Here is a 21,629-nt window from a genome sequence, read left to right on the forward strand (position 1 = left end):
GCTTTACCGTACTGGCGACCTGGCGCGGCATCTGGCCGATGGCAACATCGAATACCTGGGCCGTAACGACGACCAGGTCAAAATCCACGGCTTGCGCATCGAACTGGGCGAAATTCAGGCCTGCCTGACGCGGATAGAGGGCGTTAAGGAGGTTGTGGTGATCGCTCATGAGCAGCAGTTGCTCGCTTACTACACGGGCGAGTCGTTCCCGCTGGAGGAGCTGCGCTCGGCATTGCTCGGGCGCCTGCCGTCCTTCATGGTGCCGGCGTTGTTCGTCCACCTGCAGGCACTGCCCCTGAGCCCGAACGGCAAGCTCGACCGCAAGGCTTTGCCATTACCCGATTCCGAGACCCTACACAACCGCGTGTACCAAGCACCTGAAGGTGAAACCGAAACCCTGCTGGCCGCGATCTGGTCCGAGTTGCTGGGCGTGGAGCGAGTAGGGCGGCACGATAACTTCTTCGAGCTCGGCGGCCATTCCCTGGCGGCAATACGGCTGGTCGACAAGATGATCAAGGCGGGCCTGCAGGTGGCTATCAACGATGTCTTCCAGCACCCCAGCGTGGCGTTGCTGGCGGCCACACTCGGCAACCCTGACGCGGCGCACCGCGGTGTGATCCGGGTGCGTGCAGGGGGCAGCCAGAGGCCGCTGTTTCTGGTTCACGAATTTACCGGGCTGGATTTCTACTTCCCAGTGCTGGGCCAGCACCTGCCCGGTGATTTCGCCCTCTATGGGCTGCCCGGCATCCCGGCCGATCAACCGCAGCCACAGACCCTCGAGTGCCTGGCCCGCTATCAGATCGAGCAGATGCGCAGGGTACAGCCTCAGGGGCCTTATCGCCTCGCAGGCTGGTCGTTCGGTGGCGTATTGGCCTTCGAGATGGCTAATCAATTGCTGGGTGTGGACGAGGAGGTCGAATTCCTCGGTTTGATCGATACCTATGTGCCGCGCCTGGCCGACCAGGGCAAGGCGCGCTGGGAGGGGCCACGTGCACTTGAGCGCCAGTTGCTGTTGAACTGCAGCACGTTCTGGCGCACGCAAGGCCCGGCAGGCGCCGATAAGCTGGCACGCTTGCAGCAACTGGAAACCGGTCAGGCCGATTTTGCCACGCTGCTCGTCAGCTGCCGCGAGTACCAGTTGCTCTATGGGCTGTGGGCGAGCATGAGCGACGCGGAACTGCTGCACTACTTCAGCCGTGAACTTGCGCACGGCCATGCGCTGGCGCATTACCGCCCTTCACCGTTGAGCTTGCCGGTGCACCTGCTGCGCGCCGATCAGGGCAGTGACAGCGATTCGACACTGGGCTGGGGCGAGACGCTGCCGTCCCAGGCCCTGGTCATCCTGAGCGTGCCGGGGGACCACCGCAGCATGATGCAGGCACCCCACGTGGCCGCGCTCGGTCAGGCGCTTGGCCAGCTACTGGGTGCTGTGGCTGGCACGAGCAAAACCAAGGCCGCGGCTTATCAGCCATTGGTGGCGATCCAGAACGGTCAGCAGGGGCATGCACCGTTGTTCTGCGTGCCGGGAGCTGGCGACAGCGTCACCAGCTTCATTGGCCTGGCCGAGGCCCTGGGCCCGGACTGGCCGCTGTATGGCCTGCAGGCGCGGGGGCTGGACGGCTGTTCGGTGCCGCACACTTCGGTAGAGGCCGCTGCCGATTGCCATGTGCAGGCCATCGAGGCGCTGTATCCGCAAGGGCCGCTGAACTTGGTCGGCCATTCGTTTGGCGGCTGGGTGGCGCATGCCATGGCTGCCAGGTTCGAGGCCAAGGGCCGGCAGGTGCGTTCGTTGACACTGATCGACAGCGAAGCGCCGGGTGAGGGCGGCACCTGCGGCCGGCCCTACACTCTGGGCGAAGCGCTGCAGCGGCTGATCGATGCGTTGCAGCTGTCCACTGGCAAAGCCCTGGGTATTGACCCCGTCGCCTTTGCCGCGGCCAGCGATGACCAGCAGTTGAGCCAGCTGCACGCGGCCATGGTGCGGGTCGGACTGCTGCCGGCGCGGTCGCAGCCAGGGGCACTGGACGGCACCGTACGGACCTTCGCCACGGCATTGCGCACGGCCTACCGGCCAACGTTGACCTACCACGGGCCGGTCGGCCTGGTACTGGTGGATGACCCAGGCCTGGATGCCTTGGACAATGCTCGCGAGCATGCCGCCATGCAGGCCGGTTGGCAGCAACTGATGCCCAGACTTGCGCTGTGGCGGGGGCCTGGTGACCACTTCAGCATCCTCAAGGTGCCAGATGTATTCAGCCTGGCGGCTTGGTGGCACGACGGGCAGGCGCTGCACCACGGCAAGGTTACTGGTTAAACATGGGCCTTCCCGGCCCCACTGGGGCCGGGTGATGCGAAACCCGAGAAATAGTGAGTGTTCATGGAAAAGTCCAGATTGCGCAAATCCAGCCTCGGCATCGCCGCAGCCCTGGTCGCCGGCATCATGTTGTATGCCGTCCAGGCCCCGGCCAAGCCGCCGCAGTACATTACCGCCACGGTCGAACGTGGCGACATCGAGAACGCCGTGTTGGCCACTGGCACGTTGCAGGGCGTCAAGCAGGTAGATGTAGGTGCCCAGGTGTCGGGCCAGTTGCGCTCGTTGAAGGTCAAGCTGGGTGACAAGGTCAGCGAGGGCCAGTGGCTGGCCGAAATCGACCCGTTGGTGCTGCGCAATACCTTGCGCCAGGCTGAGGTCGACGAGGATAAGTTGCAGGCAGAGCGCCGCTCGAGCCTGGCCCAGCTCAAGCAGTCCAGGCGGGTCTATGAGCGCTATCGTGAACTGCAGACCGACGAGTCGGTGTCGCGCCAAGACTTCGAGAACGCCGAGTCGGAGTACGAAGTGCAGCAGGCCGCCGTGCGTTCGCTCGATGCACAGATCCAGAGTGCCCGGGTCGAAATCGACACGGCCAAGGTCAATCTGGGCTACACCCGTATCAATGCACCGATCAACGGCCATGTGGTGGGCATCGTCACGCAAGAAGGGCAGACCGTGATCGCCAACCAGTTGGCGCCAGTGCTGCTCAAGCTGGCCGACCTCGACACCATGACCGTAAAGGCCCAGGTGTCGGAGGCCGATGTGATCCACATCAGCCCCGGCCAACCGGTGTACTTCACCATCCTCGGTGAAGACAAGCGTTACCACGCCAAGCTGCGCGGCACGGAACCTGCCCCGCAGAACTACGCGCAAAGCACCGACAACAGCGATGGCAGTGCCTCGAAGCCCAATGGCGCGGTGTTCTACAACGCGCTGTTCGAGGTAGCGAACCCCGAGCATCGCCTGCGCATCTCGATGACCGCCCAAGTGCACATCGTGCTCGACACGGCCGAAGGCGTGCTCACTGTACCAGTGGCAGCCCTGGGCGCGCGCAATGGCGACGGCAGCTTCCCGGTGCGAGTGCTCGATGCCAATGGCTTTGCCCACCTGCGCAACGTGCAGGCAGGGATCAACAACAACGTCAAAGTGCAGATCAAGGATGGCTTGGCCGAAGGTGATCGGGTGGTGATCGGCGAACCGGTGACCGGCGAAGCAGGGGCGTGAGCATGAATATGAATGTCGAGCTGAGTGCGCACAGGGCCGTTGCCTGCAGCAACGGCGAGCCGTTGTTGCGTCTGCAGGGTGTCAGCCGCAGTTTTCTCGCCGGCGACCGCGAGTTCCTGGCGCTGAAAGGTATCGACCTGCAGATCCACAGTGGCGAGCTGGTGGCGATCATCGGCGCCTCTGGTTCCGGCAAGTCGACCCTGATGAATATCCTCGGCTGCCTGGACAACGCCAGCAGCGGCAGCTACGAGGTCGGCGGGCAAGAGACGCGCAGGCTGGATGACGATGCCCTGGCGGCGCTGCGCCGCGACCATTTTGGCTTCATCTTCCAGCGCTACCACCTGCTGCCGCACCTGGATGCCCTGCACAACGTCGAGATTCCTGCAGTTTATGCCGGCACCCCACAGGGGCAGCGTCACGACCGGGCACGCGAGCTGCTCACGCGCCTCGGCCTTGCCGGGCATCTGCAGCACCGTCCCAGCCAGTTGTCCGGCGGCCAGCAGCAGCGGGTGAGTATCTGCCGGGCGCTGATGAACGGTGGCCAGGTGATCCTTGCCGATGAGCCGACCGGTGCGCTGGACACCGCCAGTGGCAAAGAGGTGATGAACATCCTGCTGGAACTGCATGCAGCCGGGCACACGGTGATCCTGGTGACTCACGACCCCAAGGTGGCTGCGCATGCCGAACGGGTCATCGAGGTCAGCGATGGGCAGATCGTCAGCGACCGGCGCACGGGCAGCACCGCAGCCATGCCCACCGCGGTAGCCGAGCCGGCAGCGGCCGCGGCGCCTGCACGGCGCCTGGTCGCCAGCCTGGGGATGTTTCGCGAGGCCTTCAAGATGGCCTGGATCGCTTTGATCTCGCACCGCATGCGTACCTTGTTGACCATGCTCGGGATCGTCATCGGCATTACCTCAGTGGTGTCCATCTCGGCCATTGGTGAAGGGGCCAAGGGCTACGTGCTCAAGGACATCCAGGCGATTGGCAGCAACACCATCGATATCTATTCGGGCAGCAACTTCGGCGACAGCAGGGCCAATTCCATCCAAACCCTGGTGCCTGACGACGTCACGGCGCTCAACGCACTTTATTACGTCGACAACGCCACCCCGGTGATTGGCCAGAGCACCTTGGTGCGCTACCGCAACCTGGATGTCGACGTGCAGCTCAATGGCGTCAGCGAACACTATTTCCAGGTGCGCAATATCCCTCTGGCCGCCGGTATCGTGTTCAGTGCCGAGGACGCTCGGCGCCAGGCCCAGGTGGTGGTGATCGATCACAACACCCGCAAGCGCCTGTTCGGCCCCACCGTTGACCCGCTGGGGCAGGTGATTCTGGTGGGTAACCTGCCGTGCACGGTGATCGGCGTCACCGTCGATAACAAAAACCTGTTTGTCGCCAGTAACCAGCTGAATATCTGGGTGCCTTACGAGACGGCTGCTGGCCGCGTGCTGGGCCAACGCCACCTGGACAGTATCAGCGTGCGCATCAAGGACGGTGTGCCGAGCAAGCGGGTCGAGGAGGAGGTGACCAAGCTGATGCTGCAACGCCATGGCACCAAGGACTTTTTCACCAACAACCTCGACAGCATCATGCAGACCGTGCAAAAGACCAGCCGCTCGCTGACCCTGCTGCTGTCGCTGATCGCGGTGATCTCGCTGGTGGTGGGCGGCATCGGGGTGATGAATATCATGCTGGTCTCGGTGACCGAGCGCACCCGCGAGATCGGCATTCGCATGGCGGTGGGGGCACGGCAATCGGACATACGTCAGCAGTTTCTGGTGGAGGCGGTGATGGTCTGCCTGTTTGGCGGGCTGGTAGGCATCGGCTTTTCGTACGGGATTGGCTACCTGTTCGAGTTGTTCGTCAAACAGTGGGAGATGGTGTTCTCACCGGCATCGATCGTGATGGCATTTGCCTGTTCGACGTTGATTGGGGTGGTGTTCGGGTTCGTGCCGGCGCGCAATGCGGCCCGGCTTGACCCGATCGAGGCATTGGCGCGGGATTGAGGTGTAAGCGACATCCCTTTCAAGATGTTCTGAAATTGCACTGGTCTTGAGCTCGCTGGGGCTGCGCAGCGGCCCCGGCAGTCTCAAGCCAGATACAAATTCAGAAAATGCAGAGACCTTGAAAGGGATGGGTGTATGCGAGGGCAAGATCACACTGCCGTATACATCCAGCGCATCAAAGAATGCCGACCGCTGATGCCCAGCTTGATCGCTGCGCGGCGTAAATAGCTTTCGACCGTATTCACCTTCAACCCGAGCCGCTCGGCCTGCTCTGGTGCGGTATGCCCGGCCAGCAGGCCAAGGCACACGTGGCGTTCCCGTTGGGACAGGTTCAGCCCCGTTTGCGCCAGGCGGTCGAGAAAGCGTTGCTCGAGGCTTTCCTGGGTAGCGCGCTCGGGTGCGGGTTGCAGGGCATCGATGTGCTTTTCCAGCATCGGCAGCAGCAGGGGCGAGATGTCGTCCAGGCGGTTGCGTTCAAAGGCCGAGAAACCGTAGGTGGAGTCAGCGCGCAGCACATTGATTTCGTAGCGTGCGTCGCCTTTGCGGCGAATCAGGTGCTGGCGTGAAGGGTCGCTGAAGGCCCTGTCGGGCTGCTCGTACGGGGAAAACACTGTTTCGTTGATCACGGGCGCGTTGGGGTCCGGGTCGGACGGGGCCACGGGCAGCAGGCGTATGTGCGTGGCATCGATGGTCAGGTGGGCCTGGATCAGGTCATGCAGCATGCGCGGGAACTGACGGCTGCCGGTGCTGGCAATGACTTTGCCGATTTGTGGATAGAGCAGGTGCGAATTCATCGTGTCGTCCATGAGGTCCGGTGGTTCGATTTCCCGTCTGGCTGTTGGCCCGCATCCTGGGCTGCATTCGGGAGGTGATGGCTATCCTAGTACAACGATTGAATGACGGTTAGATGAAGTAGCAATAGTGGCATAATAATGGCCTCTATGGCAGGCGACTGCTGTGGCCGGGTATGAGATGCTGTCCCCCATCCTCTTCAAGAAGCCTGCCCCCAGCTCTGTGATCAAGCGGGCAGCACCCCGTCAATCACGTCAAGCGCCTCGTAAACCACCCATCCCCCCTCGCTTGCCTCGCCTTTGTTATCGATCACATAAGCGCCTGCCTTGAAGTAAAAAGGGTACTTGCTCCACTTCGAATTCACCGGCGCGCTGGTGCTGAGCTCGTCGAGCGTCACGGTCAGCTGGCTGCGTTCGTCGACCTGGATGCGGTAGTCGAACACTTGGCTCAGCGGCATCTGCTTCTTGAGCAGCGTGCGGGTGACGCCGAGCGGCACATCGCGGATCTCGATGCGCACATACCCATTCCACCAAATCACCATCAGGAAGGGATTGAGCGCATTGACTGCGTGGATCTGGCCGATGATGACCTTGCCGCTGGAAGGCGCCTGCTCGACCCGCACCCGACCGGCCATGGAGTGCCTGGCGCTGCCCGGTAGCCAGTTGAAAGACACGGCGGTGCCTGGCAGCGTTTGTCGTCCCTCGGTGCGTGGGTTCTTTGAACTGCCGCTGGTGCCAGCCTGGACCGAGCACCAGTAGTTGGTGTGGCCGTTCTGGTCGACCCAGAGCAGGTCGCTGGGCAGTTCGGCTGGGTAAAGATAAACCCTGCCGTTTGCGGTGATGTTGCCGAATGCGTGCATGGTGATCTCCTTGTTTAGGATAGGAACCAGGCCGCGTCGTGGGCATGGGATGGCCTGGGTGCGTCGAGGTGGACACGTCTGGTTGGGCAGAGCGTAATGGCTACCGAGGTCGGCCATAACTTGTGTTATTAGTTGATGATAATACAAGTTTTCTTGACGTCAATAACTCAAGTTATAATTCCCGTCATGGAAACCCGCTGCGTGCGGGCCCCCTGCGTGCCAAAGCTTCTCAATGCTTGAGAACTGGGCGCGGCGAAATACGAGTGGGCGAAAAAAAGCCCAGCTCGATGGCTGGGCTTTGGCAGGGTAAGCGCTTAAAGCTTGATCATGGCGCGCACTACCACACCGATAATGCGACAGCCCTCCATGCACTGCTCTACTGGGTATGCAGGATTGAGGGGCTTCAAGAAGCGGCGGCCGCCATCCTCTACCAGCTTCTTGAAGGTGGCCTCGTTGCTGTCGGAAAGTTTGGCGATGACCAGCTTTCCGGAAATCGCTTCAGCCTCCGGGTCTACCAGAATAAGCATGCCTTCCGTGATGCTGGTGCCAACGGGGGAGGTCATTGAGTCACCTTTGACTTCAAGCCAGAAGGCAGTGCCCTTGGAGTCGTAATCGGACATTTCATACCTGTCCGAGTAGCCAGGCGGGAAGGGTTCTACCGCTTCGGCCCAGGCGCCTGCCGCAACCCAGCTGATCACCGGATATTGGTATGACTCCGGCAGAACGTGCGTCGACTGTACATTGCTCCTTGCTGGAGGAGCTTCTTTCCCCGAGCCCAGCCACTCCGCGGTTACGCCGAGCGCCCTGGCGATCTCCAGCAACTTCTTCGACGTCGCGTTTCGTCCGCTCTCCAAGTGCTGAATAGTGACTTGGCTCACCCCTGATCTTTCTGCGAGCTGCTGCTGGCTCAAGCCAAGGGTTGTGCGGCGTTGATGGATTCGGTCTTTGAGCATTTCGGGACTTTAGTCATGTCGCCAAGGGAAACACGCGTTATGAGCCTTCAAATAACATATGTCAACATTTGCTATAGCTTGTGTTATCAGTGGGGCGGGACTCATTGGGCTACGCCGACATGCCGCACACGGACGATCAGCGATCTTGGTGAGTGCGATTTCCAGGCGGAAAGGCATAGCGACGTGCTGCCAGTGCTATCACAAAAGCGAGCACTGCGAGGATGGCCACAGCGGGCGGCAGCATTGACGGGCCACTCTGCGTTAGGAGTGCTCCGCCAACAGCTCCGCCGGCTGCGATCGCCAGGTTCCACGCAGTGGTCACCATGGCCTGGGCCAGGTCGACGCCATCGCCGGCGGCATCAGCTGAGGCGGTCTGCATCATGGCGCCGGCGCCACCAAAACCCAGTCCCCAGACAACCGCGCCCACATAGACCGCAATGCTCTGCTCGCCAGCGACACTCAGGAGTACAGCGGTCAATGCGAACGAACCGATTGCAGCGAGCACCATCGAGCGCAGCATCTGGTCGACCAGACGTCCGACTACCCATATGCCCACCAGCGAACTGACGCCGAACGCCAGCAGGACAAGATCGACCCGCGATTGCGACGCCGTGGAGAATGGCGCGATGTAGGTGTAGAGAATGTTGTGGGCGGTCATCCAGGCCAGGATGACAAGCAGGATCGGCACGATGCCCTTGGTCCTGATGACGGCAGCGAGAGAAAGCCGGTTGTCGCCGCTTCGGCCTGGAGCGTCGGGGACTTTCACCATGATCCAGCCGATCAACAGGGCAGCGAGTGCCGATAGGATCAGAAACGATCCGCGCCACCCTACCAGGCTCCCGAGGAACGTCCCCAGCGGAACACCCAGCGACAGCGCCAGAGGCACACCAACCATCGCGACCGCCATCGCCGCGCCAGTCTGCTCGGGGCGGACGATGCTGCGCGCATAGCCCGCCAATATTCCCCACGCCAACCCTGCTGCGCAGCCTGCTATGAACCGCGCGGTCAGCACGACGGCGATAGATTCAGCCGTCGCGGTCAACGTGTTGCCGATCACGAAGCAGATGATCGTTGTCAGCAGCACAGGCCTGCGGCGCATGCCTTGGGTCAGGCTCGTGAGTGGGATTGCCGCCAGCAGCGAGCCCAGAGCGTAGACAGCCACAAGTTGCCCGGCCATGGCCTCAGAAATCTGTAGGCCAGCGGCGATGCTGGGCAACAAACCGGCGGGCAGTGTCTCGGTTACGATGCACAGGAAGCCGGCGGCCGCCAGGCCAGCCAGCGCTGCGATGGGTAGTCCGGAGCTCGTGGCAGAAGCCTGATTGGACAGGCTGTGTGAGTGTGAGTGCTGCATGATTTTCCTTGCGATTGGCGTAGTGGCTGCCGTGTGGAGCGCTAGCTGACGGCGTGGATATTTACGTTAATAGCCACTATAGTATTCACAAATCTCAAAGTAAACGGTTTATGTAATGGTCATTAACGTAAATAAGCGATCTCGCGGTCGACCTCGCCAATTTGGGCTTGAGGACGCCATCCAGGTGGGTCAGCATCTGTTCCACGAGCGTGGTTATGAGAACGTCAGCATCGCCTCGCTGACCGAGGCGATCGGCATCACTGCACCGAGCTTCTATACGGCCTTTGGCAGCAAAAGCGCGTTTTTCAACGATGCTTTGCGCCATTATTCCGCGACGGTGGTGCCACTCGATGCTCTGCTGATCCCGGGCACATCACCGCAGATCGCACTGCTGAACATGCTCAAAGCTGCCGCGCACGCTTACGCAGAGCACCCGCAACGCCGAGGTTGTTTCATCCTTGAACATGCGAAGGCCGGAGCGACCGAGGCGGGGACTGCTGCCAAGCAGATCGCAGATGAAAACCGGGCAAGAGTGATGGCGTTTCTCGAAGGATCTGGCATCCCGGCTGCCAGCCAGGTTGCGGATTATGTGTCCGTCACCATGCTTGGCCTTTCAGCCGCAGCGAAGGAGGGGTGGGAGGAAAAAAGGCTGATTGCAATAGTGGAAACCGCAGCGGTAGGGCTTGGGCAATTGATAGCGAGCGCCCAGGCCGCATCCGAGGGGTCATCTTGACGCTTGCTATGCGTCAAAACGCAGTTCTCTGTAGGAGCGGCCTTGTGTCGCGAAAGGGCTGCGAAGCGGCCCCACATTTTCAGCTTCGCCGCCGATACCGCCGGGCCAGCTGCGCTGGCCTTTCGCGACACAAGGCCGCTCCTACAGGGACCGCGCCCTCTCTGGATTTGCTGGCAGGTATCAAACTCAGGAGGATTGCGTGCCGCTTGCAAGGGCGGCCCGACTTCCCGCTGACTCAATGATTTGGTTGTCGCACTAGGGGAGAGCCGCCGAGCCTGTGATAATGGCCGTAACCACAAAGGCCATCTCATGCTGATCATCTCCAACACCGTGCAGCTGCCGGACACTGACATCGAACTGACCTACATCCGCGCGCAGGGCGCGGGTGGGCAGAACGTCAACAAGGTATCCAGCGCCGTGCACCTGCGCTTCGATATCCGCGCCTCGTCGCTGCCCGAGTTTTACAAGGAGCGGCTGCTGGCGCTGCGTGACAGCCGCATCACCGGCGACGGCGTGCTGATCATCAAGGGCCAGCAGTACCGCACTCAGGAGCAGAACCGTACCGACGCTCTGGCGCGGCTCGCCGAGTTGATCATCGCTGCCGGCAAGACCGAAAAGAAGCGCCGCCCCACCAAGCCGACTCTGGGCTCGAAGACCCGCCGCCTCGAAGGTAAAGCCAAGCGCAGCACGATCAAATCGGGCCGGGGCAAGGTGGACTTCTAGAGCTGGTGGCGGGACATAGCTGACGACTCCCAGTGCGCAACGCACATCAATCGTCTGCTTGCTCAATCAGCCAATCGATCAGCGCCCTGAGCCGTCTGGGCATGCGTTCATGAGCCGGGTGAACCAGGTAGTAACCGTAATTGGACACCGCCCTGAACTCACCAAAAGGCAATACCAACTCGCCATCCTGCACGCGCTTGCGCACCAGTTGCTCGCGGCCTATGGCGACGCCGGCATGGTTGATCGCGGCCAGGGTGCTGAGGTCGGAGCGGTCGAAGGTCATGAAGCGCTTTGGCAGTTCGCTGCTGCTGCCGACGGCAGCCAGCCATAGTCGCCATTCTGCATCGAAGGCAATGTTGTCCCACGCGGCCACATCGTGCAGCAGCATGCACTGCGCCAGCCGCTCCGGGTGCCCGATCAAGCCATGGGCCTCGGCGTATTGCGGGCTGCACATCGGCGCAATACGTTCGGGCATCAGGCGCAGGCTTTGCAGGCCGGGATGCACACCGTTGGAGTAGCACAGCACCAGGTCGATGCGGCGGGTGCGGTAGTCGATCGGTTCGTTGCCGACCCGCACATCCAGTTGAATGCCTGGGTAGCGTGCGCTGAAATCAGCCAGCCTCGGCACCAGCCAGCATTGCGCGACGGAGGGCCTTGCGTAGAAGCACAGCTGGCCTCCGATCTGGGTGCCTGCGCGCTCTTGCACGGCTTCGGACAGGGTGTCCATGGTCTGCTGCATGACCTTGAAGATGCGCTCGCCGTCATCGGTCAGGTCGACTTTTCTGGGCAGTCGATGGAACAACTTGAGCGACAGGTCTTGTTCCAGGCGCGCTATGCGGTGGCTGACCGCGCTGGCGGTCAGGCACAGCTCGTCGGCGGCGCGGGCAAAGCTGAGGTAGCGGGCGGCGACCAGAAAAGTGTGCAGGTTGGACAGGTGGGCGCCACTGAGCTTGGGCGCTTTGGTCAGGCCAAGTGCTGCCATGCGGGTATCCCTCTTCCAGTCAACCGCCAGCGATCAACGCTGGGTTGTCGTCTGCAACGCGCGCCCCTTGTCCAGATACGCTGCGTACTCCTCTGCGGGCACCATGCTGCCGCCGGTGCCCCAGATCAAGTGCGTGGCATTGGCCAGCTGCGCCGCAGTCATGCCGATGCGCTGTAAATACTGCGCGTCCTCGAGCACCCGGACAATCCCAGGCGCGCCGGCCAGGGCCGAAGGTTCGAGTTTGACGCCTTCCAGCTCATGGGCGAGGTACATCAGGCGGTAAAGCTCTTCGTCGGTGACGGTATAGTAACCATCGATCAGGCGCTGCATCGCTCGCCCGACGAACCCGGAGGGGCGGCCCACCGCGAGGCCATCAGCGGCGGTGATGTTGTCGATGCCAAAGTCCTGCACGCTGACCTGATCGTGCAGCCCGGTGTATACCCCCAGGAGCATGCACGGCGAGTGGGTGGGTTCGGCAAACAGGCAATGCACGGCATCGCCAAACACCAGCTTCAAACCAAACGCCACGCCGCCGGGGCCGCCACCCACACCGCAGGGCAGGGACACGAACAGCGGATGTTCGGCGTCCACCCGCACCTGCGCCAATTTGAATTGTTGCGCCAGACGCTCGGCGGCCACGGCGTAGCCGAGGAACAGATGCGGCGAATTTTCATCGTCGATGAAGTAGCACGCCGGATCGTCTTGCGCTTGTTGGCGACCGTTTTCTACGGCAACGCTGTAGTCGGATTGGTACTCGACCACGGTCACGCCGCTGGCGCGCAGTTTGTCCTTCTTCCATTGGCGTGCATCCGACGACATATGCACCGTCGCCTGGAAACCCAGCTTGGCGCTCATGATACCGATGGACAAACCCAGGTTGCCGGTGGAGCCTACGGCTATTTTGTGCTGGCCGAAAAACGCCAGTGCTGCGTCGCTGGCCAGCGCTTCGTAGTTGTCGTCAAGCTTGATCAAACCGGCCTGCAGGGCCAGGTCTTCGGCGTGCATGAGCACTTCGTGAATGCCGCCACGGGCCTTGATCGAGCCGGAGATGGGCAAGTCACTGTCTTTTTTCAGCCACAGCGCGCCGCTGTCGGGGAGGGCTGCCTCGCTCAACAGCGCGTGCTGCAACGCCTTCAGCGGCTGGATTGCGGACTCGATGATTCCGCCCGCTGCTGCGGTTTCAGGGAACACCTTGGCGATATAGGGCGCAAAGCGGCGCAGGCGCTCGCTGGCTTCTTTGACGTCGTCCAGGCTCAGGCCGACATCTCCCAGGGCCACCGAAGCCTGGGCGATAGCGGGATTGAACCAGCTGACCGGCTCGAGCGCGACCAGTTGCTTGATCACCGGATGGCTTGCATACCAGGCGTCGAGGGTTTTGCCTTGAATCATGGGAACTGCCTTTGGAGTAGGGGTCATCACACAAACCGTGAAAGAAGCAGAGTAAAGACCAGGGCCGCCACTGAGGCGAGCACGGTGGCGCCGGTGAATTTCTTGAGGGCTTCAGCGAGGGAGATACCCAGGTATTCTTTTACTACCCAGAATGCCGAGTCCGTCACGTGGGTCCAGCCGATGGCGCCGGCGCCGATGGCAATTACCAGGATCTCGGGACTGTACTGAGGATTCTGCCCGAGGATCGGCAGGACCATGCCGGCAGTGCTGATCATGGCGACGGTGGCCGAGCCGACGGCGAAGTGCATCAGGCCGGCGATCAACCACGCCAGGATGATCGGATTGATGTTGGACTGCCCTAGGACGTCCGCCAGGGCTTTACCGATGTCGCTGCCGACCAGCATGTCGTTGAACGCACCGCCGGCACCGATCACCAGCAAGATGCCGGCCAGCGGCGGGAAACAGCGCTGGGTCAGGTCAAGCAGGTCGCCCATGCCCACGCCTCGGCGCAAGCCAAGCGACCAGTAGGCGAAGCAAATCGACAAGGCCAGCGCGATCAGCGGGTTGCCGACAAAGGAAACCCACTCAAACGCGATCGAGCCTTTGCTCAATAATGGCTTGGCCAAGGTTTTACCGACCATCAGCGCCAGCGGCAGCAGCACCGTGATCATCGCAATGGCAAAGCTCGGTGCCTGGTGATCGTCGAGCACGGCTTCGCTGCGGTCGGCCAGAAATTGCGCCTGGCCAGCGGGTGCCTGGCGAGTGCAGGCCAGCTTGACCCACAGCGGCCCGGCAATCACCGCCGTCGGCAAACCGACGATCAGGCCGTACAGAATCACCTTGCCGATGTCCGCATTGAGCATGCCGGTAACGGCGGTGGCCGCAGGGTGTGGCGGCAGGATGCAGTGGACCACCATCAGCGACGTGGCCAGCGGTACGCCCAGGTACAACAGGTTGATCCCGGTCTGCCGGGCAACCACATAGATCAGCGGGATCAGCAGTACAAACCCGACCTCGAAGAACACCGGAATCCCGGCAATAAAGCCCACCAGCATCATCGCCCACGCGGCGTTCTGCTCACCCAACAAGCGCAACAGCGTGGTCGCGATACGTTTGGCTCCACCGGACTCCTCCAGCAGCTTGCCGAGAATACTGCCCAGGCCGATGATGCCAGCGAGGAAACCGAGCGTGCTGCCCATGCCTTTTTCAAAGGCCGAGACGATTGCAGTTGGAGTCATTCCGGTGCCGATACCCACGAGCAAACTGGCAGCGATCAGTGCCAGGAAGGGATGGATACGGCATTTACCGATCAGCACGACGATCAGCAGGATCGATGTGGCGAGGATCAATAGGGAGAAAGTAGGGGACATGGGTGGGCCTGCTCCATCGCAGTTATTGTTAGTTGTTTGCGATGGATTAGATTTCAGGCCGGTGGCAGCGACAAACGATGAATCGTCAGGCGCTAGCTGAACGCACTTCACCTATGTGCAGAATCATTTGACGGACTCGGCCCCTGCCGACAGCAGCCTGTCGGGGGCCAAGTCGAAGTTCACGCGTAGTGATTGGCCTCAATCGCCTGTGCCTTCTTCCAGCTCTCAAGGGCTTTAAGATTCAGCAGGTATTTCTTGATGTTCGGGTATTCACCCTTGCGGTCAAAGCGCTGAATGATCTCGGCCACAAAGTACATCATGAAGTCAGCACCGCTCAATTTGCCGCCCACCAAGTAGTCTTTGTTCTCCAGCTGGTCATTCAGATACGCGAAGATCTTCTTGCCCTCGGCCTGGGCATAGCTCGGCAGAAAAACCAGCTCGGCCGTCTCGCGCTGAATGAACACCTGAAGCAACGGCGGCAGCATGGCGGAGCTTTCAGAAAAGTGCAGCCATTGCAGGTACTCGACGTACTCATCGCTGTCTCTCGCGGGTGCCAGGTGCGGGGCGTAACGTTCGATCAGTATCTCGGTAATCGCACCTGATTCCGCAACCACCTTGCCGTTGAGCTCGATCACCGGCGACTTGCCCAGTGGATGGATGGCCTTCAGCGACTCGGGGGCGAAATGGGTCGCTCGATCTCGGGTATAAAACTCCGTTTTGTAAGGCACGCCCATCTCTTCCAGCAGCCAGAGCGTTCGAATGGAGCGCGATTCGTTCAAGTGATGCAGGGTGATCATGGTGTTGTTCCTTCAGTTGGGGAAGGTCAGCGGGGATGCCGATGTAGACCAGGGCGAGGATTCAGAGTGCGGTCTGGACACATCCGCTGAGACTGATGCAAGCCCCTTTTGGCCACGAGCACGCCGCCTGGCGTGGGTTGCAAGATCACCGAACTTTTCCCCCCGCCCAGGAATCCAACCGCAATGGCTGGATGTGGGCGCGCTTTGCTGACCCTGCCGCCACCGTGGGTCGCAACCATCTGCAGACCCCAGCGCACCTTCGCAGAGGACTCCGCAGTGCCGACCAGTGGAATTAGAGTAGACAATCGATTCACTGCTGAAGTCATGGGCCATCCGAAGGACATTTTCTTCGCCGCCGTCGAAAGCACGCGCATGCCCATGATCGTCACGGACCCCAACCAGCCGGACAATCCCATCATCTTCGCCAACCAGGCCTTCCAGGAGATGACCGGCTATGGCGAAGATGAGCTGATTGGCCACAACTGTCGGTTTCTGCAGGGTAAGGACACCGACCCAGAGGTAATCGCTGCGATTCGCCAGGCTGTCGCGCAGCGCTATGACTTCTCCACCGAGGTACTGAATTACCGTAAAGACGGCAGTTCGTTCTGGAACGCGCTGTTCATCTCGCCGATCTACAACGACAGCGGTGAGCTCAAATACTTCTTTGCTTCGCAGTTGGACGTCAGCCGGCGTCGAGATGTGGAAGATGCCTTGCGCCAGTCTCAGAAGATGGAAGCACTGGGGCAGCTGACCGGCGGCATCGCGCACGATTTCAACAATCTGCTGCAGGTCATCGGTGGTTATGTCTCGTTGGCCAGGTCGGCTGCCGAGAAGGAGCAGCCTGACCTGGCCAGGATCGTCAGGGGCCTGACTCATGCCACCCAAGCGGTGGAAAAGGCCAATACCTTGACCAAGCAATTGCTGGCGTTCTCACGCAAGCAGTCGCTGCAGGGCCGGGTGATCAATATCAATCAGATCGTCACTGACGCGCAGGTGTTGATCAACCAGACGTTGGGCGATGGTGTCTCTGTATCGCTCAGCCTGGATGACGAATTGCACAACTGCCGTATCGATCCGGCTCAGGCGCAGATCGCCTTGCTCAACGTCATCATCAATGCGCGCGACGCCATGGCTGGAGATGAGCGCCAGGCACTCAATATTGAAACCAAGAACGTCATCGTGACCGAAGATGCGCGAGCGTCCTATGAAGGGCTGCATGCGGGGCATTATGTCTGCGTCTCGGTGACCGACAATGGTGAGGGCATGCCCGAGGCCGTGCGCGGTCGAGCGATGGACCCGTTCTTTACCACCAAGGACGAGGGCAAGGGCACCGGCCTTGGGCTGTCGATGGTGTATGGCTTTGCCAAACAGTCCGGTGGCGCAGTCAAGATCTACTCGGAAGAGGGCGTAGGGACTACCGTGCGCTTTTACTTCCCGGCCGATGCCAGCGAGCTGCACCCCTTGGAGCGCGCGAGCTTGCTCAAGTCCAAAACCGGTGATGAGCGCATCCTGATCGTGGAAGACCGCGCCGATGTCGCCGAGCTGGCTCAGGTGATCCTCGAAGAGCAGGGCTATGAAACGCATGTGGCCAATGACGCCAAGGATGCGTTGATGATTCTCGAGAAGGGGCTGCACTTCGACCTGCTGTTCACTGACCTGATCATGCCGGGCGGCATCAATGGCGTGACTCTGGCGCGCAAGGTGCAGTTGCAGCATCCGTCGATGAAGGTGCTGCTGACCACTGGCTATGCGGAGAGCTCGATCGAGCGAACCGACATCGGTGGGTCTGAATTCGAGGTGATTTCCAAGCCTTACTTGCCGCAGGAACTTGGCCGCAAGGTGAGGATGGTGCTGGATGCACCGGGCGGCGTGTAACCGTGTCCCGGCAGCGCTGACTTACACGGATGCGCTGTATTTGACGGCTGCCGCTGCCCGCGATGGCACGTTGAGGGTTCGTAGCAATCCGGATACATGGATGCGCACGGTAAACGGGGAAATATCCAGGGCCTTGGCGATTTCCTTGTTGGTCTTGCCCTGAGCGATCAGCCGCAACACTTCCTGCTGGCGCGTCGTCAGGGTGTTGGTGTCCAGAGGTAATAACCCTGAGGGTGCGAACTTGACCAGCACCTCGCCTTCGCGGATGGCGAGCAGTGCCTGGCCGATCTCCTCGGGCGCGATGTTCTTGCCGATGAAGCCATCGGCTCCCATCGCCATCACCTGTTCGATCAACAGCGGGTCATCGACCATCGATACCACGATCAAGGTGGTACGCCGCAGCTGCTTGCGCAGGTCACCCAACTGGCTGATGCAGGTCAGGCCGGGAAAGCGCAGATCGAGGATCAGGGTGTCGACCTCTGAGCCGCTTTCGAGCATGTTCAGCACCGTGTCGAGATCGCCGGCCTGTTCTACCTGAGCCTCGGGCAGCAGGCGTTGCACCGTGCGCAGCATCCCCTCGCGAAACATGGGGTGATCGTCGGCAATGATGATACGGCATGTCATGGAATGCCCCTCCCTGGGGTCAGGTCTTGCGCTTGCGTGGTACTTTAACACTCTGCTCAGGGCCTGCCTGCCCGGCGTGCCAGCAAGACGATGACCGTACAAGGACGTTGCCCGTGAAGTTCATGAAAGACGCTGAACTGGATCAAGCCAACCTGCGTATTGTGGTAGCCCTTTGCGCCATGGTGTATATCGGTGTGCTGGGCTTCTTGCCAGGGCAGTCGGTAGCGCACTACGTGCCGGTGATGCTCTACATCGTGGTGTTCCTGCTGGCCTCGATCGTGCTTCGTCAGGTCATCGTCCGCTGGCCCGGGCATTACCCGGCGCGGCGGGTTTTCGGGATGATTCACGACTACACCGGCACCTCGTTCGGCCTGGTGATCGGCGGCGAGGCGGCGTTGCCGCTGTATGCGGTGATGGTCTGGGTCAACCTGGGCAACGGCATGCGCTATGGTTCGCGCTATCTGGCGATTGCCACAGTCCTTGGCTTGCTGGCGCTGCTGGTGGTGTACGGGCTGAATCCGTTGTGGCAGGCGCAGCCGTTCATGATGCTGATGCTGATGATCACCAGTACGGTGATCCCGGTCTACGCCCACCTGCTGCTGGAACGCACGCGCAAGGCATCCGAAGAGGCCATCGCCGCCAACCTGGAAAAGTCGCGCTTCCTGGCCCAGGCCAGCCATGATCTGCGCCAACCGATTCACTCCATCGGCCTGTTCACCGCCTGCCTGCGTCAGGCACGCCTGGGCGATGAGGAGCGGCGGCTGGTGGACAACATCGACCGGTCGCTGCTTAACGTCTCGCAATTGTTCCGTTCCATTCTCGATCTTTACACCTTGGACAACGGCCGCTTGCTGCCCAAGTACCAGGAAGTTCACCTGGGCGAGTTGCTCGCCGAGTTGCTCCGCCAGAATGCCGAAGCCGCCCGTTGGGCCGGGGTCGAATTGCGCCTGCGGCCATGCAAACACTGGGTGCGGGTCGACCCGGCACTGTTGGCGACCATGGTGCAGAACGTGCTCTCCAACTGCTTCAAGTACGGCCGCCAGCGGCCGGTACTGGTCGGCGTGCGCCGGCGCGGCGGCGGGCTGGTGGTGGAGATCCACGACCAGGGGCAGGGGATTGCCGAGGAGCATCTGTCTCGGGTGTTCGAGGAGTTCTACCGCGTTCGCCAGCTGCGCGACAAAGACGTTGAAGGGGTCGGCCTGGGCTTGTCTATCGTCAAGCGCCTGGGGCTGTTGATGGGCATGGACGTGACGCTGCGCTCGCGGCTGGGTCGTGGTACTTCGGTCAGCCTCAGCGGCTTGCCGCTGGCGACCGCCCCTGAGCAACACGTAGTGCGCGACGATCCACGTCAGGCGGGGCTGTTGACCGGTTTGAAAGTTTGCCTGGTGGAAGATGACCACAACGTGCTGCTCGCCACCCAGGCATTGCTGGAGCGCTGGGGCTGCAAGGTGCAGGCGGAATCGAGTGGGCATGATCTGGTCAGCAATTGCGACATCATCGTCGCCGACTATGACCTGGGCAACCACGCCACCGGTATCGAATGCATCGATCACCTGCGCGCGCAGCGCGGCGTGGCGGTGCCAGCGCTGATTCTGACGGGGCATGATGTGGAGCGGATCCAGGCAGCCCTGCAAGATCGGCAGATCGCCATTTTGTCCAAGCCAGTGCGCCCCGCTGAACTACGGGGCGCTCTGCGTGAGCTCAGTCAGGGGCCGCTTACTGGTTGAACGGGGTCAAGCCATTACCGCGGGCGCCCTTGGGTTGGCAGTAGGCGGCAGGTTTCATCATGCCGAAGCTGGCCACGGCAAACATTCCGCCGCTGGCACCGCTGGGTACGGAGCAGTTGTAGTCACCGGAGGCAGTGCTGGCGATGTAGTAGGTGGTCATGGAGTCACTACGTACATTGGAAACGCGCTTGACCGGCTCACCCAGGTTGGTTTCCGAGAGCGTTTTGAGATGGTCTTCGGTGGGTTTCATATGGCTGCAACCGGCAACGCCGATCATCAGGGCGCCGAGCAGGGCGAGGCGGGTGACTGGAGCGTGCAGTTTCATGGCGCTTCTTCCTTGGGAATGTTTTGGTTTTTTTAACGCGCAACGATCCCTTGCACGGCGAATTCGCCGTGCTGGCGGGGAGCATTGGGGTTGCTGGCGAATATAGCGCCAGGTGGGTGCGGGGTCGATTAGCACAAGTGTGCTAGTGGCACTTTAAGGCTGCGGTAAAAGGAGCGGGTTTATCCCGCTGAATCAACGACGCCAGACGTCCCCGTGATCACTGACGACCCATGGTTTTTGCTCGGCAACGATCTGCACGCCGCCAACCCAACGCGCTGCTGGCGCGCAGTCGAGCCAATTCACGGTGCCTCGTAATACGCGCTCACCCAGGTCGGTGATTCGAACCAGACGTTGCTGCCACTCACCGCCCGGCTGTTCCTGCACCAGTGGCTGCGGCGCATCGATGAGCGGACGCAGCAGCGTAGCGAACATCAAATCCCCCAGAAACGGCAGAGGTTCATAGTCCTTGCTCAGGTAAGCGAACACTTTTCCGGCAGGCAACTCGCCGTGATCTGCCAGTATCCGCAGGGTCAGACGCTGGGTCAGACTCAAGCCGTCCGAGGCACCCGGGAGTTCCTGGAGTTGCCTGGCCAGCGCGGGCCCGAGCAGCGGCAATGCCGGATGCACCTGGCCTGCCATCCGCGCCCAGTTGCCAGGGTCGGCTGAGGTGTAGGCCGCCCATGCCTCCCGTGCCAGCGCCAAGGCATCTGCAGCCAGTGCTCGCCGTTGTGGCCAGAGCCATGCGAGCACATCCGGCGCCAGTTGGCCCAGTCCAATGAAACGCTCAACGCCCGGCACGCGATTGATCTCGATCAGTTCCAGCCTGCGCGGCACTGCGGGCAAACTTGCCAGGACTCGAACCAGAAACAACTGGTCATAGGCGTCGCCCTCGCACCACAGCACCAGCTCACTATCCGGGCCAAGTTGCGCGAGGGCCTGGCGTTGTGCGGCTTGGCGCTGCTGGGCATCACGTGCTGATAATCCGAATGTCTGCTCTATGAACGCTGCACGCACTTGCCAGTAGTCATCGTCAGGCAGAGCCGGTACAGGGCCCATGACCATCGGATCATCGAACATATGAAACGCGCCCGAGAAACCCGCGACGTGCAGGCTGTGCTCGATATCGTTGCCGCAGCGCCAGTGCTGAACGGTGGCCTCGTTGCTCGCAGCAAAGTCCGGATGACGGGCGGCGAAGGCGACCCTGTCGGCATGTGCGATCAGCTTTGGCCAACTGGGAAAACCTGCTTCCCGCGCTACCAGCCACTGCGTGTCGGCAAGCTTGTAGTCAGGGCCCGGCAGACCGATCGTGCGCAACTGTATGCGGGCCTGCTCGGCCTGGTTGTTCTTGAGTGCTTTGAGTAACTGCTTGGCGCGTTTGCGCAGCGAGGGCAGGTCAACAAGACCATGATGGCGGGAAGCATTAATGGCGGGCATGCCAACTCCTTACAGGGCTCGGTCCGCCGACAAGCCGGGAGCTGGAATGGGCAATGTACAACGCATGCCTGGGAAACCCCTTCGCGCGGACCGCAGGCGCAGCACACGCCCAGGCGTCGACTTTAACGGCCTGGCGTTATAGAGGTAAAGC

Annotated in this window: 18 protein-coding genes; 7 read left to right on the forward strand and 11 right to left on the reverse strand. The window is 61.3% G+C overall.

Annotated elements, in window-relative coordinates; translation table 11 throughout:
- The 3 genes from ACQZ2L_RS05740 to ACQZ2L_RS05750 all read left to right on the forward strand — a co-directional run.
- On the forward strand, positions 1-2,314 hold a 2,314-nt coding region (locus tag ACQZ2L_RS05740), incomplete at its 5' end, for an alpha/beta fold hydrolase (protein WP_430325169.1).
- A 63-nt stretch (positions 2,315-2,377) separates the two neighbouring features.
- The gene (gene macA, locus ACQZ2L_RS05745) at positions 2,378-3,535 is read left to right on the forward strand and encodes a macrolide transporter subunit MacA (RefSeq protein WP_430325170.1); all 1,158 of its coding nucleotides are present in this window, start codon (positions 2,378-2,380) and stop codon (positions 3,533-3,535) included.
- A gap of 2 nt (positions 3,536-3,537) precedes the next feature.
- Positions 3,538-5,544 carry a MacB family efflux pump subunit gene (locus tag ACQZ2L_RS05750; protein ID WP_430325171.1) on the forward strand — a complete coding sequence of 669 codons (2,007 nt, stop codon included), beginning with the start codon at positions 3,538-3,540 and terminating at the stop codon, positions 5,542-5,544.
- 149 nt (positions 5,545-5,693) lie between these two features.
- On the opposite strand, the gene ACQZ2L_RS05755 is transcribed toward ACQZ2L_RS05750, so the two are convergent.
- The 4 genes from ACQZ2L_RS05755 to ACQZ2L_RS05770 all read right to left on the reverse strand — a co-directional run bounded on the left by ACQZ2L_RS05755 (position 5,694) and on the right by ACQZ2L_RS05770 (position 9,499).
- Positions 5,694-6,338: a helix-turn-helix transcriptional regulator gene (locus ACQZ2L_RS05755; RefSeq protein WP_430325172.1), complete on the reverse strand. Its 645-nt coding sequence runs from the start codon at positions 6,336-6,338 to the stop codon at positions 5,694-5,696.
- A 224-nt stretch (positions 6,339-6,562) separates the two neighbouring features.
- Positions 6,563-7,195, reverse strand: coding sequence for a polysaccharide lyase family 7 protein (locus tag ACQZ2L_RS05760; protein ID WP_430325173.1), 633 nt, complete (start codon positions 7,193-7,195; stop codon positions 6,563-6,565).
- Positions 7,196-7,509: 314 nt separating this feature from the next.
- Positions 7,510-8,148, reverse strand: coding sequence for a LexA family protein (locus tag ACQZ2L_RS05765; RefSeq protein WP_430325174.1), 639 nt, complete (start codon positions 8,146-8,148; stop codon positions 7,510-7,512).
- Positions 8,149-8,284: 136 nt separating this feature from the next.
- Positions 8,285-9,499, reverse strand: a complete 1,215-nt coding sequence (locus tag ACQZ2L_RS05770) for an MFS transporter (RefSeq protein WP_430325175.1) — start codon at positions 9,497-9,499, stop codon at positions 8,285-8,287.
- A 184-nt stretch (positions 9,500-9,683) separates the two neighbouring features.
- Here ACQZ2L_RS05770 and ACQZ2L_RS05775 point away from each other — a divergent pair, with 184 nt between their 5' ends.
- Both ACQZ2L_RS05775 and arfB read left to right on the forward strand, forming a co-directional pair.
- Positions 9,684-10,232: a TetR/AcrR family transcriptional regulator gene (locus ACQZ2L_RS05775; protein ID WP_430325176.1), complete on the forward strand. Its 549-nt coding sequence runs from the start codon at positions 9,684-9,686 to the stop codon at positions 10,230-10,232.
- A 309-nt stretch (positions 10,233-10,541) separates the two neighbouring features.
- A complete protein-coding gene (gene arfB / locus ACQZ2L_RS05780; protein WP_430325177.1) occupies positions 10,542-10,955 on the forward strand; it encodes an alternative ribosome rescue aminoacyl-tRNA hydrolase ArfB in 414 nt (137 codons plus the stop codon).
- 46 nt (positions 10,956-11,001) lie between these two features.
- Here the strand turns inward: arfB and dsdC are convergent, their stop codons facing one another.
- The 4 genes from dsdC to ACQZ2L_RS05800 all read right to left on the reverse strand — a co-directional run bounded on the left by dsdC (position 11,002) and on the right by ACQZ2L_RS05800 (position 15,493).
- Positions 11,002-11,937 carry a DNA-binding transcriptional regulator DsdC gene (gene dsdC, locus ACQZ2L_RS05785; RefSeq protein ID WP_430325178.1) on the reverse strand — a complete coding sequence of 312 codons (936 nt, stop codon included), beginning with the start codon at positions 11,935-11,937 and terminating at the stop codon, positions 11,002-11,004.
- A gap of 33 nt (positions 11,938-11,970) precedes the next feature.
- Positions 11,971-13,326, reverse strand: a complete 1,356-nt coding sequence (locus tag ACQZ2L_RS05790; protein WP_430325179.1) for a D-serine ammonia-lyase — start codon at positions 13,324-13,326, stop codon at positions 11,971-11,973.
- A 26-nt stretch (positions 13,327-13,352) separates the two neighbouring features.
- Positions 13,353-14,696 carry a gluconate:H+ symporter gene (locus ACQZ2L_RS05795; RefSeq protein WP_430325180.1) on the reverse strand — a complete coding sequence of 448 codons (1,344 nt, stop codon included), beginning with the start codon at positions 14,694-14,696 and terminating at the stop codon, positions 13,353-13,355.
- Positions 14,697-14,875: 179 nt separating this feature from the next.
- The gene (locus ACQZ2L_RS05800; protein WP_430325181.1) at positions 14,876-15,493 is read right to left on the reverse strand and encodes a glutathione S-transferase family protein; all 618 of its coding nucleotides are present in this window, start codon (positions 15,491-15,493) and stop codon (positions 14,876-14,878) included.
- A 276-nt stretch (positions 15,494-15,769) separates the two neighbouring features.
- Between ACQZ2L_RS05800 and ACQZ2L_RS05805 the strand changes: the two genes are divergently transcribed.
- Entirely contained in the window at positions 15,770-17,368 is a 1,599-nt protein-coding gene (locus tag ACQZ2L_RS05805) for a histidine kinase famiy protein (protein WP_430325182.1), read from the forward strand.
- A 21-nt stretch (positions 17,369-17,389) separates the two neighbouring features.
- Here the strand turns inward: ACQZ2L_RS05805 and ACQZ2L_RS05810 are convergent, their stop codons facing one another.
- The gene (locus ACQZ2L_RS05810) at positions 17,390-17,992 is read right to left on the reverse strand and encodes a LuxR C-terminal-related transcriptional regulator (RefSeq protein WP_430325183.1); all 603 of its coding nucleotides are present in this window, start codon (positions 17,990-17,992) and stop codon (positions 17,390-17,392) included.
- A 122-nt stretch (positions 17,993-18,114) separates the two neighbouring features.
- On the opposite strand from ACQZ2L_RS05810, the gene ACQZ2L_RS05815 reads away from it, so the two are divergent.
- On the forward strand, positions 18,115-19,719 hold the full coding sequence (locus ACQZ2L_RS05815) for an ATP-binding response regulator (protein WP_430325465.1): 1,605 nt from the start codon (positions 18,115-18,117) through the stop codon (positions 19,717-19,719).
- Here ACQZ2L_RS05815 and ACQZ2L_RS05820 read toward each other — a convergent pair.
- Complete coding sequence (locus ACQZ2L_RS05820) at positions 19,709-20,044, reverse strand: hypothetical protein (protein ID WP_314871742.1); 336 nt, start codon at positions 20,042-20,044, stop codon at positions 19,709-19,711. The two genes, ACQZ2L_RS05815 and ACQZ2L_RS05820, sit on opposite strands and share 11 nt — an antisense overlap.
- Positions 20,045-20,236: 192 nt before the next feature.
- Positions 20,237-21,478: a DUF1835 domain-containing protein gene (locus tag ACQZ2L_RS05825; protein WP_430325184.1), complete on the reverse strand. Its 1,242-nt coding sequence runs from the start codon at positions 21,476-21,478 to the stop codon at positions 20,237-20,239.
- Positions 21,479-21,629: the final 151 nt, after the last annotated feature.

This window comes from Pseudomonas shirazensis (assembly GCF_050496565.1).
Lineage (GTDB): Bacteria > Pseudomonadota > Gammaproteobacteria > Pseudomonadales > Pseudomonadaceae > Aquipseudomonas > Aquipseudomonas shirazensis_A.

What these genes read in the sequence shown, in the direction of transcription:
- macA (WP_430325170.1), top strand. Translation starts at nt 2,378, where the DNA reads ATGGAAAAGTCCAGATTGCGCAAATCCAGCCTCGGCATCGCCGCAGCC.
- ACQZ2L_RS05750 (WP_430325171.1), top strand. Translation starts at nt 3,538, where the DNA reads ATGAATATGAATGTCGAGCTGAGTGCGCACAGGGCCGTTGCCTGCAGC.
- ACQZ2L_RS05755 (WP_430325172.1), bottom strand. Translation starts at nt 6,338, where the DNA reads ATGAATTCGCACCTGCTCTATCCACAAATCGGCAAAGTCATTGCCAGC.
- ACQZ2L_RS05760 (WP_430325173.1), bottom strand. Translation starts at nt 7,195, where the DNA reads ATGCACGCATTCGGCAACATCACCGCAAACGGCAGGGTTTATCTTTAC.
- ACQZ2L_RS05765 (WP_430325174.1), bottom strand. Translation starts at nt 8,148, where the DNA reads ATGCTCAAAGACCGAATCCATCAACGCCGCACAACCCTTGGCTTGAGC.
- ACQZ2L_RS05770 (WP_430325175.1), bottom strand. Translation starts at nt 9,499, where the DNA reads ATGCAGCACTCACACTCACACAGCCTGTCCAATCAGGCTTCTGCCACG.
- arfB (WP_430325177.1), top strand. Translation starts at nt 10,542, where the DNA reads ATGCTGATCATCTCCAACACCGTGCAGCTGCCGGACACTGACATCGAA.
- dsdC (WP_430325178.1), bottom strand. Translation starts at nt 11,937, where the DNA reads ATGGCAGCACTTGGCCTGACCAAAGCGCCCAAGCTCAGTGGCGCCCAC.
- ACQZ2L_RS05790 (WP_430325179.1), bottom strand. Translation starts at nt 13,326, where the DNA reads ATGATTCAAGGCAAAACCCTCGACGCCTGGTATGCAAGCCATCCGGTG.
- ACQZ2L_RS05795 (WP_430325180.1), bottom strand. Translation starts at nt 14,696, where the DNA reads ATGTCCCCTACTTTCTCCCTATTGATCCTCGCCACATCGATCCTGCTG.
- ACQZ2L_RS05800 (WP_430325181.1), bottom strand. Translation starts at nt 15,493, where the DNA reads ATGATCACCCTGCATCACTTGAACGAATCGCGCTCCATTCGAACGCTC.
- ACQZ2L_RS05810 (WP_430325183.1), bottom strand. Translation starts at nt 17,992, where the DNA reads ATGACATGCCGTATCATCATTGCCGACGATCACCCCATGTTTCGCGAG.
- ACQZ2L_RS05815 (WP_430325465.1), top strand. Translation starts at nt 18,115, where the DNA reads ATGAAAGACGCTGAACTGGATCAAGCCAACCTGCGTATTGTGGTAGCC.
- ACQZ2L_RS05820 (WP_314871742.1), bottom strand. Translation starts at nt 20,044, where the DNA reads ATGAAACTGCACGCTCCAGTCACCCGCCTCGCCCTGCTCGGCGCCCTG.
- ACQZ2L_RS05825 (WP_430325184.1), bottom strand. Translation starts at nt 21,478, where the DNA reads ATGCCCGCCATTAATGCTTCCCGCCATCATGGTCTTGTTGACCTGCCC.